At 59.7% G+C, this 15,373-nt stretch carries 14 protein-coding genes; 5 read left to right on the top strand and 9 right to left on the bottom strand.

Going from position 1 to position 15,373, the window contains the following annotated elements; genetic code table 11:
• Nucleotides 1-39: 39 nt before the first annotated feature.
• Nucleotides 40-1,053, top strand: coding sequence for a sensor domain-containing diguanylate cyclase (locus tag ACP7BX_RS28125; protein ID WP_426131081.1), 1,014 nt, complete (start codon nt 40-42; stop codon nt 1,051-1,053).
• 12 nt (nt 1,054-1,065) lie between these two features.
• On the opposite strand, the gene ACP7BX_RS28130 is transcribed toward ACP7BX_RS28125, so the two are convergent.
• Nucleotides 1,066-2,094, bottom strand: a complete 1,029-nt coding sequence (locus ACP7BX_RS28130) for an amino acid ABC transporter substrate-binding protein (protein ID WP_426131079.1) — start codon at nt 2,092-2,094, stop codon at nt 1,066-1,068.
• A gap of 144 nt (nt 2,095-2,238) precedes the next feature.
• Between ACP7BX_RS28130 and ACP7BX_RS28135 the strand changes: the two genes are divergently transcribed.
• Complete coding sequence (locus tag ACP7BX_RS28135) at nt 2,239-3,138, top strand: LysR substrate-binding domain-containing protein (protein ID WP_177110005.1); 900 nt, start codon at nt 2,239-2,241, stop codon at nt 3,136-3,138.
• An 83-nt stretch (nt 3,139-3,221) separates the two neighbouring features.
• Nucleotides 3,222-4,472, top strand: a complete 1,251-nt coding sequence (locus ACP7BX_RS28140; protein ID WP_426131077.1) for a 2-aminoadipate transaminase — start codon at nt 3,222-3,224, stop codon at nt 4,470-4,472.
• Here ACP7BX_RS28140 and ACP7BX_RS28145 read toward each other — a convergent pair.
• On the bottom strand, nt 4,469-6,493 hold the full coding sequence (locus tag ACP7BX_RS28145; protein WP_426131075.1) for a c-type cytochrome: 2,025 nt from the start codon (nt 6,491-6,493) through the stop codon (nt 4,469-4,471). The genes ACP7BX_RS28140 and ACP7BX_RS28145 overlap by 4 nt on opposite strands.
• 64 nt (nt 6,494-6,557) lie before the next feature.
• Here ACP7BX_RS28145 and ACP7BX_RS28150 point away from each other — a divergent pair, with 64 nt between their 5' ends.
• Together ACP7BX_RS28150 and ACP7BX_RS28155 are read left to right on the top strand one after the other, a co-directional pair.
• Nucleotides 6,558-7,196 carry a DUF6622 family protein gene (locus ACP7BX_RS28150; RefSeq protein ID WP_426131073.1) on the top strand — a complete coding sequence of 213 codons (639 nt, stop codon included), beginning with the start codon at nt 6,558-6,560 and terminating at the stop codon, nt 7,194-7,196.
• Between the two features lie 70 nt (nt 7,197-7,266).
• Nucleotides 7,267-7,989 carry a hypothetical protein gene (locus ACP7BX_RS28155; protein WP_038846720.1) on the top strand — a complete coding sequence of 241 codons (723 nt, stop codon included), beginning with the start codon at nt 7,267-7,269 and terminating at the stop codon, nt 7,987-7,989.
• Nucleotides 7,990-8,035: 46 nt separating this feature from the next.
• Here ACP7BX_RS28155 and ACP7BX_RS28160 read toward each other — a convergent pair whose 3' ends face one another.
• The 7 genes from ACP7BX_RS28160 to cyoB form a co-directional block, all read right to left on the bottom strand.
• A complete protein-coding gene (locus ACP7BX_RS28160) occupies nt 8,036-9,235 on the bottom strand; it encodes an MFS transporter (protein ID WP_426161015.1) in 1,200 nt (399 codons plus the stop codon).
• A 175-nt stretch (nt 9,236-9,410) separates the two neighbouring features.
• Nucleotides 9,411-10,103, bottom strand: coding sequence for a helix-turn-helix transcriptional regulator (locus ACP7BX_RS28165; RefSeq protein WP_314534699.1), 693 nt, complete (start codon nt 10,101-10,103; stop codon nt 9,411-9,413).
• Nucleotides 10,104-10,245: 142 nt separating this feature from the next.
• The gene (locus ACP7BX_RS28170) at nt 10,246-11,337 is read right to left on the bottom strand and encodes a pyridoxal phosphate-dependent aminotransferase (protein ID WP_426131069.1); all 1,092 of its coding nucleotides are present in this window, start codon (nt 11,335-11,337) and stop codon (nt 10,246-10,248) included.
• 145 nt (nt 11,338-11,482) lie between these two features.
• Nucleotides 11,483-12,370, bottom strand: coding sequence for a heme o synthase (cyoE, locus tag ACP7BX_RS28175; RefSeq protein ID WP_003194050.1), 888 nt, complete (start codon nt 12,368-12,370; stop codon nt 11,483-11,485).
• 11 nt (nt 12,371-12,381) lie between these two features.
• A complete protein-coding gene (cyoD, locus tag ACP7BX_RS28180) occupies nt 12,382-12,723 on the bottom strand; it encodes a cytochrome o ubiquinol oxidase subunit IV (protein ID WP_010206434.1) in 342 nt (113 codons plus the stop codon).
• Nucleotides 12,723-13,349, bottom strand: coding sequence for a cytochrome o ubiquinol oxidase subunit III (locus ACP7BX_RS28185; protein ID WP_010206435.1), 627 nt, complete (start codon nt 13,347-13,349; stop codon nt 12,723-12,725). Before ACP7BX_RS28185 ends, cyoD begins: the two co-directional genes overlap by 1 nt.
• Before the next feature lie 3 nt (nt 13,350-13,352).
• The gene (gene cyoB, locus ACP7BX_RS28190; RefSeq protein WP_426131067.1) at nt 13,353-15,371 is read right to left on the bottom strand and encodes a cytochrome o ubiquinol oxidase subunit I; all 2,019 of its coding nucleotides are present in this window, start codon (nt 15,369-15,371) and stop codon (nt 13,353-13,355) included.
• Between the last annotated feature and the right edge of the window lie 2 nt (nt 15,372-15,373).

Here is a 15,373-nt window from a genome sequence, read left to right on the forward strand (position 1 = left end):
GCGGGCCTCAGGTGCCCGGCTACGCAAGGGAATGCGCAGATGGACGATGCCTCCGACAATAACCCGTTGAAGCAGGATTTCTCTCACTTCAATGCCGACATGCTGCACACCGTCCTGGAACTGGTCAGCGACGGGATCTGGGACTGGAACGCCAATACCGGGTTCGTCTACCGCAACCCAGGCTGGTACGCGATGCTGGGCTATCACCGCCATGCGCTGGAGAACAGCGTGTTCACCTGGGAGAGCGTGATCCACTCGGATGACTATCCCCACGTAATGAAGGTATTCGACGACTACATCCACCGCCGCGCGCCCCACTACCGAGCCGAGTATCGTTGCCGAAAAAAAGATGGCAGCTACCTGTGGATCGAAGATCGGGGGTATGTCATTGCGCGCAATGTGGATGGCTCGGTGGCGCGCATGGTAGGTGCCCACCGCGATATTCATCTCAGAAAATGCTCTGTTGAACAGTTGGAGCAGCGTAATCAGTCCCTTGAAGCCCTGGTGGCCGAACGCACGCGCGAGCTGTCGCGGGTCAATCAGCAGTTGCAGCTACAGTTGGATGAAAACCGCTCCCTCGCCGAAAGGGATGCCTTGACCCTGGTCGCCAATCGCTACCGCCTAGAAAAAGTGTTGCTGGAAGAGTGCGACCGCGCCCAGCGCTTTCGCCTGCCACTGGTGCTGATTGCGATGGATATCGACGACTTCAAGTCGATCAATGACCGATACGGCCACGGTGTGGGCGATCAGACGCTGGTGCAGGTGGTTGAATGCCTGCAAAGCTGTATCCGCCCAGGTGACCTGCTGGCCCGATGGGGCGGCGATGAGTTTGTGTTGGTCTTGCCCAAAACCTCGCTGGAGATCGCCAAGACAATGGCGGCGAGTATCCGTTTGAAGTTGAAGAACAGTCCGCACCGGGACGACTTCAAGGTCACCTTGAGCCTGGGCGTGGCCGAGCGTCAAACGGATGAGTCCCCCGCCGCCTTGATCGCGCGCGCCGATCAGGCGTTGTATCGCGCCAAGGCAGCAGGGAAGGATGGGGTGTCCGAATGACACCCCAGTGTGTCAGCGAACCGGCGGCGCGTACTGGATGCCGCCGTTGTTCCACAGCGCGTTGAGCCCGCGCTTGATCTTCAACACGCTGCCCTGGCCAATATTGCGTTCAAACACTTCGCCGTAGTTACCCACTTGCTTGACGATCTGCACCACCCAATCCTTGCGCAGTTTCAGGTCCTTGCCGTATTCGCCGTCCGCCCCCAGCAACCGCGCGATATCCGGGTTCTTGGTGGTCTTGACCTGTTCTTCGACGTTCTGCGAGGTGATGCCCATTTCCTCGGCATTGAGCATCGCAAAAAGGGTCCATTTGACGATGCTGAACCACTCGTCATCCCCCTTGCGCACCAACGGCCCCAGCGGTTCCTTGGAAATCACTTCCGGCAACACCACGAACTCATCCGGGTGGGCCATCTTGATGCGCTGGGCGTACAGGCCTGACTGGTCGGTGGTGAGCACGTCGCAACGCCCGGCTTCCAGGCCCTTGGCGCTTTCGTCGGCGGTGTCGAAGGTGATCGGCGTGTATTTCATGCCGTGGGTGCGGAAGTAATCGGACACGTTGAGTTCGGTGGTGGTACCGGCCTGGATGCACACGGTGGCGCCGTCCAGTTGCTTGGCTGCGGTGACGCCCAGCTTGTTGTTCACCAGGAAACCGATGCCGTCGTAGTAGGTCACGCCGGTGAACACCAGGCCCATGCCCGAATCACGGGAACTGGTCCAGGTGGTGTTGCGTGAGATCAGGTCGATTTCACCGGATTGCAGCGCGGTGAAGCGTTCCTTGGCGGTCAACTGGGTAAATTTCACTTTCGACGCATCGCCGAAAACAGCCGCCGCTACCGCGTGACACACGTCCACATCGATACCGGTCATCTTGCCCTTGCTGTCCGGTACCCCGAAGCCCGGCAGCCCGTCACTGACGCCACACTGGATAAAACCTTTTTTCTGGATAGCGTCCAGGGTCGTGCCCGCCTGGGCGGTACTCGCCAAGCCCAGCACGGCGGTGGCACCGATGGCGGCCAAAGTAGTTTTGAATGGGTTCATGCAAGGCGCTCCCTGTCATTCCTTATTATTCGGCGCTCCACAGCCCGCGCCGGTTTATAGTGCTGCCGGGCAGTATCAACGGCTTTGCGCCACTGCCACAAACGACCTTTAGGCAAAGGCTCCTTCCGATTTGGAATGAAGTGCATGATTTCAAAACGTTTGACCCCCTCGATGACGGCCCTGCAATGCTTCGAGGCCGCCGCCCGCCATTTGAGTTTCACTCGCGCCGCCGAAGAGCTGCACCTGACCCAGAGTGCGGTGAGCAAGCAGGTGGCGCAGCTGGAAGAGATGCTTTGCCATAATCTTTTCGAACGGGTGCGCCAGCGTTTGTACCTGTCGCCAGCGGGCTCGTTGTACCTGGCCGAAGTGCACAAGATCCTCACCCAGGTGGACATCTCCAGCCGCTACATCCTCACCTACGGCGGCGAAACTGAAGTGCTGCGCATCGCCACCCAACCCACCTTCGGTGACCGCTGGCTGGTGCCCAAGCTCAAGGACTTTGCGGCGAAACATCCGAATATCCACTTGGACGTGCGCAACGAGCTGGAGCCTTTCGACGTGTTGCAGGCCAAGGCCGATATCGCATTTTTCTTCGGTCAGGGCTCCTGGCCGGGGGCGACCTGCCTCGAGCTGTTTCGTGAGGCGGTGGTGCCGGTGTGTGCACCAGGCTTTGTCGCCGAAGGCAGCGATGCCTCGTCGCGCCATACCTTGTTGCAATGCACCTCGCGCCCGGAAGCCTGGCACGAATGGTTCCTGGAACAGGGCCTGCATTCGCAAAACAGCTACCACGGGCCGCGTTTCGACACGTTCTACATGTGCATCCGCGCGGCACAATCAGGCTATGGCGTGGCGCTGGTGCCGCAGTATCTGGTGGCGGATGAATTGGCCCAGGGCAGCCTGATGATTCCCTGGAACTATGCGATGCCCAGCAGCGGCGCGCACTTCATCGCCCATGCCGAACATGCCGGCGAGATTCCCAAGGTGAAAGCCTTCCTCAACTGGATGGTGGAGTACGTCGGCGCACATCCCGACTTTCAGTCATGACCCGGCGACTTTATTTCGTTTGCGGCAAAGGCGGCCGGCCGGCTTAGATAAAAACAAGCCCGTCACTGCCGAGTCCCCGATTCATGAGCCACGAAACCATCAGCCAATCGATTTCCATCGTTCACCCCATCAGCCTCAGCCACGGCAAAAACGCCGAGGTCTGGGACACCTCGGGCAAACGCTATATCGATTTTGTCGGCGGCATTGGTGTGCTCAACCTCGGTCATTGCCACCCCGGCGTGGTCGAAGCCATTCGTGACCAGGCGACTAAGCTGACCCACTACGCGTTCAACGCAGCACCTCACGCGCCCTACATCGAGCTGATGAACCGTCTTACTGCGTTTATCCCGGTGGACTACCACGTCAGCGGCATGCTCACCAACAGTGGCGCGGAGGCGGCGGAAAACGCGCTGAAGATCGTGCGCGGCGCCACCGGCCGCACGGCAGTGATCGCGTTTGATGGCGCCTTTCACGGTCGCACCCTGGCCACGCTCAACCTGAATGGCAAAGTCGCGCCCTACAAGCAAAAGGTCGGAGTACTGCCCGGCCCTGTGTATCACCTGCCCTACCCCAGTGCCGATAACGGCGTGACCTGCGCCGAAGCGCTGAAGGCCATGGACCGCCTGTTCAGCGTGGAAATCGACGTCAACGACGTAGCCTGTTTCATCATCGAGCCGGTGCAGGGCGAAGGCGGGTTCCTGGCGCTGCACATCGAATTCGCCCAGGCGCTGCGGCGCTTTTGCGACGAAAACAACATTCTGCTGATTGCCGATGAAATCCAATCGGGCTTTGGCCGCACCGGAGAGCGTTTTGCTTTCTCGCGCCTGGGGATCGAGCCAGACTTGATCCTGCTGGGTAAAAGCATCGCCGGCGGTGTACCGCTGGGCGCCGTCGTAGGGCACAAGGCGTTGATGGACAATCTGCCCAAAGGTGGCCTGGGCGGCACGTACTCCGGCAATCCGATCGCCTGTGCAGCAGCGCTGGCAACGCTGGATGCAATGACCGATGAACACCTGAAAACCTGGGGCTCACAGCAGGAAGAAGCCATCGTCAGCCGTTATGAGACCTGGCGTGCACAAGGCCTCACACCCTACCTCGGCCGCCTGACCGGCGTTGGTTCCATGCGCGGCATCGAACTGGCCAACACCGACGGCACACCCGCGCCGAAACAGCTGGCCCAACTACTCGGCCTGGCGCGGGACGCCGGTTTGTTGCTGATGCCCAGCGGCAAGTCGCGGCACATCATCCGCCTGCTGGCACCGCTGACCATCGAGCCTGCGGTGCTGGAGGAAGGCCTGGACATTCTCGAGGCCTGCCTCAAACAGTTGGACTAGTAACGCGCATCGACAGGTTTACCGCCGTTCGGCCAATCCTTGACCTTGTCCGGGAAGTCCGGGCGCGGTTGGCCGGAGAAATACGCCGCCACATCCACCGCTTCCTGGTCCGACAAGCCGCCCTGCCCCAACGGGAATTTTTCGTGGAAGCCAATCGGCATGTTGCGTTTGACGAACGCCGCGGCCGTGTAGGTGCGCGCCATGCCGGCACCGATGTTGAACGATTGATCGCCCCACAGCGGCGGGTAGATCAGTTCGCCATCGGCCCGTGCCAGGCCCTGGCCGTTGTCGCCATGGCACACCGCGCATTGCTTGGCGTAGACCTGTTTGCCATTGGCCAGGTCCGGCTTGATCGCCGGATCGACCTTGCCCACACCGCGCCCCGCCACCTTGTCTTCGGGGCGGGTGTTGTTTTTCATCCAGTCGAAGTAGGCGACCATCGCTTGCATGTCCGCCGATTGCGGCGGCAGGGGTTTGCCATTCATCGAGCGACGGAAGCAGCCATTGATGCGCTCTTCCAGGGACACCACCTTGCCCGCGCGCGGCGCATAGCTGGGGAAAAACGCCGAGACGCCCACAAACGGCGAGCCATCCGCCACCGTGCCGGCATTGAGATGGCAACTGGTGCAATTGAGCGAGTTACCGACGTTGTTAGGCAGCAAATCCTTGGTTTGCAGGTGCAGGCGCATACCACGAACCACCTGGTCGGCGTTGGGCGCCGCGAGCAACTCGGCAAGGCGTGGGGTTTCGAAGGCCGACGAATCGGTGGTGGCCGGGTTGAGTTGGTCGCGCAGTTTCTTCACCTGGGCAGCGCTGATAGGCGTGCCTTCGTTACCCCAGCGGGTGCGCACGAAACTGAGGATCTCGGCGATTTCCTGATCCTTCAAGCGGGCGAAACCCGGCATGGTGTAGACCCGCGGGTGCGTTGCCGTTTGTGCGGTTTCCCAGCCCGTCAGAGTGATGTGCAACAGTGACGTCGGGTTGCTGGACGCAATGCTCGGGTTGCCGGCCAGGGGTGGGAACAGACCTTTCACGCCCGCACCATCGCTGCGGTGGCAGTCGCTGCAGAACTGCATGTACCCGAGGCCGCCACGGCTGGTGAACAGATCTGCCGGTGGCGTCGCAGGCGCCAGGGCCACGGACGGCATGGGCAGGTCGTCCTTGCCGGGCGGCAGCGACTTCAGGTAGCGGGCGATGGCGGTCAGGTCATCATCGCTGAAGTGTTGGGTGCTGTGGTGAATCACATCAGCCATGTTGCCGGCGACCGTGGCAAAGCGGTTTTGCCCGGTCTTGAGCAGTTGCACGGTGTCTTCCACCGTCCACAGGTTGCGCAGGCTCAGGGCGCGCCAATGCTCGACGGTTTCACCGGCCAGGTAGTGCTGGCCGCTGGAACCCTCGTCGCTCAGGGCTTTTTCCTGGAACGCGATGCCCCGTGGCGTGTGGCAGGAGCCACAGTGGCCCAGGCCCTGGACCAGGTAGGCGCCACGGTTGAGTGGTTCGTCGCGTGCCGGATCCGGCGTGAAGGGTTGTTTATCGAGGAAGGCGAAATTCCACAGGGCCAGGCCCCAGCGCTGGTTGAACGGGAAGCCCATGTCCGCCTCAAGATTGGCCTGCTGCACCGGTTCGACGCCTTGCATCAGGTACACAAACAGGGCGCGCATGTCGGGTTCGCTCATCTTGGCGTAGGACGGATACGGCATCGCCGGGTACAGGTTCATCCCCGTCGGCGTCACGCCTTCGCGCATGACGCGGTCGAACTGCTCGAAGGTGTAGGCGCCAATGCCGGTCTCGCGGTTCGGCGTGATGTTGCTCGAAAAGATCGTGCCCATCGGCGTGCTCAGCTCCAGGCCGCCGGCCATCAACTTGCCTTGCTTCGCGGTGTGGCAGGCGATGCAGTCGCCCAGTTGCGCAACGTATTTGCCCTGTTCGATCAGCGAAGCGTCGGGAACGTTGGCGTGCAGGGGAAGAGACAAGCAGAGCGTCGCCCCCAGCAAGGCCAGGCGGGAAAGGGAAAGCGCCATCGCATTAGTCCTTTAATAACCTGGCGTGGGGCGGTCCCCTTGGCGCAGGTCAGTGGTCGTTTTTATGGGTTCATCAGGCCTTTGTGTTGTAACGGTTTTGGGGGCGGGGAGTGTTGATGTGGGTCAGGGGCAGATCGCTGGACAAAGGCATCAGTACTCAACGACTATCCGCCACCTCCCTACTGCACGGACGCACACCATGCTCGACATCCTCCAAGGCACGCCCATTTGGGTCTACGCCATTTACCTGTGGATTTGCTACTACGGCATCAAGGCCTGCCTGGGCGGACGCGAAAATCGCCGCTCGCTGGTGATCCTGCCGGTGGTGCTGGTGGTGTGGTCGTTGATGTCACTGGCGCCTTCAATCCTGTCGAGCGGCGCCTGGATTGGCGGCGCGGTGCTGGGCAGCCTGGTGGGGATGGTGCTATTCAACGCTGAAGGCGCGCAGCTGGATGCCAATGGCGAGACCCTGGTGTTGCCGGGCACCTGGAAAACCCTGCTGATCTCGCAACTGTTCTTTGCGGTGAAGTACTACTTCGGTTACCAGCAAGCCGTGCATCCGCTGCTGCTGAGCACACCGTCGATGCTGATGGCAGTGGGTGGTGTGTCGGGGTTTACCGTAGGTCTGTTTTGCGGACGGGCCGTACGGCTGCAGCGGGCCCTGACGGCGTTGCGTCGGGATAAGGGCATTGTGCTGCCTTGACCTGACCTCCCTGCCCCCTGAAAATGCCCGACGCTTTTTTGTCCTCGTTTACTGAAGTAGTGAAATTTCAATGTCCGATTCTTACACCGAACAATCCGCCCCCGAAGAATCCGTAGTCGCCTTGCACGCCAAAGCTGAATACGAAAACGCCATCAATCTTTCACAGCATCTGCCAGCGGCCAAGATCATCAGCGAGATGGTGCTGGACGCGTTCCACACGTCCAAGGAAAGCGACCAGATTCGCGAACTGCGCGTGGCCATCCGTCAGGCCCACGACGCCTTCGACGACGACAAGGCCTACGACCTGATGGGCCAGCTCAAACAACTCAAGGACGCCGAGGCCGCTGACAACGCCGCCCTGGAAGACCTGAGCAGCCAATTCTCGATCAGCCGCATCCTGTCCAGCTTCAAGGACGATCCCGAGTTCCAGGAGCTGGTCTACGGCCTGGCGTTGAAAGTGCTGAACCAGAGCCACCAGGCCATCAGCAACCCGAGCGCGGGCAAGAGCAAAGCCTCACGGCCCAAGAAAGAAGCCGAAGTGTTTGTGATCAGCAAGGATGGCATCAGCGTCACCTTGCCGCTGCGCACGCCGCGCTCCAAGCCGAACGTCGACCGTGAAGCGTTCGAGTTCCTGGGCTTTGCATTCGTGGGTGAAGGCAGCGAAGCGGAGCTGGAAAGTGAAACCTTCGTCGACAACAGTGGCACCGAGCAACCGGTCACCCGCAAGAGCATCGTGACCGCCTTGCAGCAACAAAGCGCCTTCGACGGCTACGCCATCAGCGCCCAGTCATGACGTAGTGCAACGAGGCGTCCGCGCAATGCGGTGCGCCTCGTCCCCCTCAGGCCTGCTTGTTCCAAAGCACCGTCGAGATTTTCATCACTCCAACGGCGACGGCGAACAGCAACAAGGTAAAACCTGCCAACAACCATGGCGACGGCAGGGACGGCCGGGAGACCAGCATGAACGCCAGCGACGGCGCGATCATGACGCCGATATTGACGCCTGCCGAGTAGTAGCCAAGGTTGCGGTCCACCGTGCCACGGCTGGAGATGCTGCTGATGTAGTGAGTAATGCCGGGGAACACGATCATCTCGCCAAGGCTCCACAACACCGTGGCCACCATCAACACTACCGCCACCTGTCCGAATCCCATCAAAAAGAAACCAACGCCCGCCAGCAGGAACCCTGCGACCAGCGAGCGGCTACTGGACACGTGTGCCATACGCAGGTTGATCGGCACTTCGAACACAATCACTAACAGCGCATTGATGAAGAAAATGACGCCCACGTAATAGGTAGGCAGCGAGGTGTAATGGATGATGAAGGCCGACAGAAACGTGGGGGGCAAGGCGTAAGCCACGTGCACCGGCAGTGCCGCCAGCAATATCACCAGCAGGCGCGAGCGTTCATGGGCCGCCACTTCGGGCAACCCCTCACCTTTGCCGGCGACAGGCAAGCCCGACGTCGTGGGTGCTGGTCGTCCGAACACCAGGCACGCACCGAAGGCCAACAGCGACAGGGCCGCGTTGATGTAGAACACCGCATCCGCATTGCGCAGGAACACCAGGCTTCCCAGCAAGGGCCCGATGGCCATCCCGATATTGATTGCCAGGCGGTTACAGGAAAACGCCACTTTGCGAGCATCCAGCGAACTGTGAGCAACCGTCTCGGAGTAAGTCGCGGGCGTGAACGCTTCGTAGCAGGCGCCCCAGAGAAAAGACAGCAGCAAGAGTGCAAGTGTGTTGTCCACCGAAGGGATGATCAGCAGCAGCAACGCATTGAACAGCAGTGAAGCCAGGATCACTTGATGCGCCGAGAAACGCTTGATGACCGCGCCGATGACCAGGTCGGTGCACAACGCTCCGGCACCGTACAACCCCACCAACAGCCCCGCAGTGCCCGACGATACGGCGTGTTGCTGGATCAGGTACGCCGCATAGAAGGGAAACGCGAGGGTCCCCATACGGAACACCAGGGTGATCATGAACAGTGACTGCAACCGAGCATTCAGGCTGCGCAAGGCTCGGTAAGTGCCCATCATCGGGACACCCTGCAATCGGTTTCGCAACGTTTCATTGAACCGCTCCCTCGCCATGACGATGCCGGCTCATCCGGCATCGGACTCAATAGCGGGGGAAACGTAATGCACCTCTGGCCGGCCAACAAGCTGCCCATATGGACAGGTAGACAGCGGCCCCAGATCCGTTCGGGGCTTATGACGGCGAACGTATGTAACCCAGTTCCAAGGCCCTGCGAACCGCTGACTTGCCGTTGGTGACGTCCAACTTGGCGAAGATGTTGGTCATGTGGAATTTGACCGTATGGGACGTCATGCTGGTCAGGAGCGCCACCTCGTTGTAGGTCTTGCCCAGGCTCGACCAGGACAACACTTCAGTCTCCCGGGGAGTCAGCACGTTAGGCCGCTCGACGGGCAGGCGGTGTTCCAGGGCCTCGTCATAGACCGACACCAACAACATCTGCAGCTCACTCTGGTTCGCCAGCACTGTCTCGCGAAACTGCTGGCCTTCACCAAAGCTGCAAAGGTTAAGCACCGAGTAGAACCCCTGATTGCCATGCACGATAAAACTGGCGCCTTCGCCCACCGGCTTGCACGGGCCCGGCACAGGCACCGCGTCGGCGGCAGGTTTGAGCAGGTTTTCGTCACTCCAGAAAAACGGCTTGATGCGTTTGCGGGTGAGGGAGACCAGCCGGTCGCGCCGATAAAAATCATCGGCGGTGTCGGACTGCTCCAAGGCTTCGGGGTAGTTGGAAATGATCTCTGCTTCATCCAGCGTCGGCCCGCACTGGTAGACCTCGAAATGTCCCAGCCCGCGCCGGCTCAGTTCAACGTCGAGTAATTGCCGCACGGATTCGGGCGCATCGTTGGGTTGGGCATCGCGTCGCATAGGTATCGTCCTTGATCGTTGACTACGGAATGAGCCCGGCGACCTGAGCTGAAGGCTTCTATCCCGAAGCGCTTGAGACAACGTCGACTCATCGCGTAAAAAATACGCTGTAAAGGACGAGAATGAAACAGGCCTCAGGGGCTTAAATGCTCACGATCTGCTGCGCGAACACCTCGCGAAAACGCTGCATTTCCTGCTGGTTACCCACCGTCACGCGCACCCACTGCGGCCAGCCTTTAAACACTCGTCCGATCAGCACGCCCTGCGCCGCCAGCTTCTCGATCACCTGCTCCGCCGGTTGCTTCACGTCGATCATGAAGCAATTGGCCTGGGAGGCGGTGCAGGTGAATCCACGCCCCTTCAACCAGGCTACGGTTTCATCACGCAGTTGATTGTTGAGCGCCTTGCGTTGTGGCAACAGCTTCACGTCCTCCAGGCTGGCCAGGCCACCGAGCAGGGTGGTGCCGGCCGGTACGTTGTCGCCGCCAAACACGGCCAGTCGCTCCAGCAACGCTGGATGCCCGATGGCCAAGCCCAGGCGGGCGCCGGCCATGCCGTAGATTTTCGAGAAGGTGCGCAGCACCAGCAGGTCGTCGTGGTCCTTGGTCCAACTGACAACACTGGGTACGTCGGCGAAGTCGATGTAAGCCTCGTCCACCACCAGCACGCTGCCTTTGGGCTTGTTCGCCAACGCGTGGCGAATGGCCTCGGTCGGTGTAATGGTGCCAGTGGGGTTGTTGGGGTTGCACAGGTAGAGCATGCCAGCCTGCGCATCGGCGGCGAGCATGCCCGGGATGTCGTGGGCATGCTCGGCATCCAGGCTGACTTCCTTCACCGGCGCCTTGTTCGACTCGGCAGCCTGGCGCGGCACTTCATAAGACGGTGTGGCCATCACCAGGCCGCGGGTTTCGGTGGTGAAGGCGAGTACGGCATAACGCAACGCGGCCATGGAGCCTGCAAACACTGCCACCTGTTCTTCGGCAATACCCTGCTGCTGGGCAAACAGCCCGGCCAACCTGTACATATGCCCGTAAGGGTAGCGTCCGGAGGTGGCGATGCCTCGCTGCATCGCTTCACGCGCAGCGCCTGAGGGGCCGTAGGGGCTTTCGTTGTAGTTGAGGCGTACCTTGTCAGACTTTGCTGGCGGCGGCGCTGCCATCGCCCAATCCAGCCGCCCCAGCAATGGCAGGGCAGCACTTACAGCGAGAAGGGACCGACGACTCACGCTGACCATATGACTACTCCTTGTAGGCGGATGATGGATTCGCACAGCACGCATTGAAGGGTATGACGATAAAAATACCCAGGGATTTAAACCATCGCCCAAGAAAAAGCCCCGCGTTTCTCTCGAAGGCGGGGCTTTTTCACTGCGGGACCACTCAGTGAGCGTAGGTCAGCAAAAGCTCTTTCGGCACTTGGAAATCCAGGGACATCATCACGCTGAGCGCGGTGATGGTGAAGATCGAGAACACGAACAGCTTGCGTGCCCAGACGGTGTCATCCACCGCCTTGTAGCCGGTCCAGGCCATGTACAACCAGTACATGCCCATGGCGGCGGCGACGGCAAGGTAGCTCATGCCGGCGTAGCCACTGAAGGTCAACATCAAGGTCGCCACGAGGAAGGCCAGGATGTACAGCAGGATGTGTTTCTTGGCGACCTGGATGCCACGTTTAACCGGAAGAACCGGAATCGACGCAGCCAGGTAGTCATTGAAGCGGAAAATCGCGATGGCGTAGGAATGCGGCATCTGCCACAGGCTGAACATCACCAGTAGCGTCAGCGCGGCCATGTCGAAGCTATTGGTTACAGCCACATAACCAATCACCGGCGGCATCGCCCCCGACAGACTGCCCACCAGCGTGCCGTGAACCGACTTGCGCTTGAGGTACAGGCTGTAGAGGCCGACGTAGATGACAAAACCGATCACGGCAAACAGCGCCGCCAGCGGATTGGCCACCTTGTACAACAACGCCACACCGGCAACACCCAGGACGGTCGCGTAGATCAGTGCCAGCTTCAGGGAGATAAGGCCCTGCACCAGCACACGATTCTTGGTGCGCTCCATCTTGATATCGATGTCACGGTCGATGCAGTTGTTGAACACGCATCCGGAAGCTACCACCAGGGAAGTGCCGATCATTGCAGCCAGGAAGATGGCCAGATCGACATGTCCCTTGGAGGCCAGGAAGAAACCGCCCGCCACAGAAAGCACGTTACCGAAAATGATCCCCGGTTTGGTGATTTGGATAAAGTGCTTAAGCGACATCGGGTCTTACCTCACTTCGCCATCATGAACGTATGGATGCTGAACATGATCCATATCGACAGGCCAACCAGCAGCAGGATTACCAACCCTGCGAACACGAACGCAATCACGTTATCGCGTTGCTCTTTGGAACGGTCCAGGTGCAGGAAGTACACCAGGTGAACCAGAACCTGGATCACCGCGAATGCCAGCACGATCATCAAGGTGATCGACTTAGGCAGGGTCGGGTACATCACCAGACCGAACGGGATGAGCGTCAGGATTACCGACAGGATGAAGCCGATGGCGTACGACTTGACGCTGCCGTGGCTTGCATCATGGCTGTCATGGTCATGGGAGTGTGCATTAGCCATTACAGAGTCCCCATCAGGTAAACAACGGTGAAGACGCAGATCCAGACCACGTCCAGGAAGTGCCAGAACAGGCTCAGGCAGCTCAGGCGAGTCTTGTTGGTGTTGGTCAGGCCGTGTTTATTGACCTGATACATCATCACCGCCATCCACAGCAGGCCAGCCGTTACGTGCAGACCGTGGGTACCTACCAGCGTGAAGAACGCGGACAGGAAGCCGGAACGGTGCGGGCCGTAGCCTTCGGAGATCAGCAGGTGGAACTCGTTGATCTCCATGCCGATGAAGCCCAGGCCGAACAGGAAGGTCAGTGCCAACCAGCTCAGTACGCCTTTCTTGTTGCCCTTGTAGAAGGCCAACATGGCGAAGCCGTAGGTGATCGAACTGAACAACAGCAAGGCGGTTTCGCCGAGCACGTAAGGCAGTTCGAAGATGTCGTGGCCCGACGGGCCACCCGCTACGTTGTTTACCAGTACCGCGTACACCGCGAAGATCGACGCAAACAAGATGCAGTCGGTCATCAGGTAGAGCCAGAAACCGAAAACGGTCATCGGCCCCGAGTCGTGGTGATGGTCATCGTGCCCATGGTCATCGACATGGGCGTGTCCAGCATTGGTCACTAAGTTCGACATGGTTTAAGCCTGTTCCAACGAGGTTTCTACACGGTTGGCCGGGATCTTCTTCTCGGCAACCAGGCGAGCGTGTTGCTCGGCTTCGATGCGTTCGATCGTCTCGACCGGCACCATGTAGCCTTGATCGTCACGCGCGGCGTGAACGATGAAGTAACCGATAGTGCCAACCAGGCCCACGATTGCCAGCCACCAGATGTGCCAGATCATCGCGAAACCGAACACGGTCAACAGGGCACCCATCACCACGCCAGTGGCGGTGTTGTTTGGCATGTGGATCGGCTCGTAGTGCTTAGGACGCTGGTACGCAGTACCGTCTTCCTTGGCTTCGGTGAACGCATCAATGGTGTTCGCAGTCGGGATCACGGCGAAGTTGTAGAACGGTGGTGGCGACGAAGTCGACCATTCCAGGGTGTGGCCATTCCATGGGTCACCGGAGTCGCAAGCGTTCTGCTTACGGTCACGGATGCTCACGTACAGTTGGATCAACTGGCAGGCGATACCTACAGCGATCATGATTGCACCGAACATGGCAACGTACAGGTACGGCACCCACTCAGGGTTGGTGGTGGCGTTCAGACGACGGGTCATGCCCATGAAGCCCAGTGCATAGAGCGGCATGAACGCGACGAAGAAGCCCGAGATCCAGAACCAGAATGCAGCCTTGCCCCAACCTTCGTGCAGCTTGAAGCCGAACGCTTTCGGGAAGTAGAAGCTGAAACCAGCGATGTAACCGAATACCGCACCACCGATGATCACGTTGTGGAAGTGAGCGATCACGAACAGGCTGTTGTGCAGGACGAAGTCAGCACCCGGGATGGCCAGCAGTACGCCGGTCATGCCGCCGATGGCGAAGGTCACCATGAAGCCCAGGGTCCACAGGACCTGGCTGGTCATGCGCAGACGACCGTGGTAGATGGTGAACAGCCAGTTGAATAGCTTCACCCCCGTCGGGATGGAAATCAGCATCGTCGCCAGGCCGAAGAAGGCGTTGACGCTGGCCCCCGAACCCATGGTGAAGAAGTGGTGCAGCCACACCATGAAGCCCAGTACAGAGATTGCGCCCGATGCGTAAACCATCGAGTGGTGACCGAACAGGCGCTTGCCGGTAAAGGTCGAGATCACTTCGGAGAAGATACCGAACGCTGGCAGGATCAGGATGTACACCTCAGGGTGACCCCATGCCCAGAACAGGTTCACGTACATCATTGGATTGCCACCAAGTTCATTGGTGAAAATGTGGAAATCCAGGTAACGGTCAAGCGACAGCAGCGCCATGGTAGCGGCCAGGATCGGGAACGAAGCCACGATCAGGACGTTGGCCCAGGTGCAGGTCCAGGTGAAGATCGGCATGTCCATCAGTTTCATGCCAGGGGCGCGCATTTTCAGGACGGTGGCCAGGAAGTTGACCCCCGTCAATGTCGTCCCGAGTCCTGATAACTGTAGCGCCCAGATGTAGTAGTCCACACCTACGCCAGGGCTGTATTGCAGGCCCGACAATGGCGGATACGCAACCCAACCGGTCTTGGCGAATTCGCCGACGCCCAGGGACACGTTGATCAGCACTACGCCGGAAACCAGCAGCCAGAAGCTCAGGGAGTTCAGGAACGGGTAGGCAACGTCACGGGCGCCAATCTGCAGCGGCAAGGCCAGGTTCATCAGGCCGGTGAAGAATGGCATCGCCATGAAGATGATCATGATCACACCGTGAGCGGTGAAGATCTGGTCATAGTGTTCAGGTGGCAGGTAGCCAGGCGAACCCTCGGTGGCCATGGCCAACTGGGTACGCATCATGATGGCGTCGGCAAAACCACGCAGCAGCATGACCATGGCAACGATGACGTACATGACGCCGATTTTCTTGTGGTCGACCGAAGTCAGCCACTCGGTCCACAGGTAGGTCCACTTCTTGAAGTACGTGATACCTGCAAACAGTGCCAGACCACCCAGCGCGATCATGGCGATAGTCACCATTACGATCGGCTCGTGGAACGGGACCGCATCCCAACTTAATTTACCAAACATCG

The sequence above is a fragment of the Pseudomonas sp. DWP3-1-3b3 genome, from assembly GCF_049896305.1.
Classification (GTDB): Bacteria; Pseudomonadota; Gammaproteobacteria; order Pseudomonadales; family Pseudomonadaceae; genus Aquipseudomonas; species Aquipseudomonas azotoformans_A.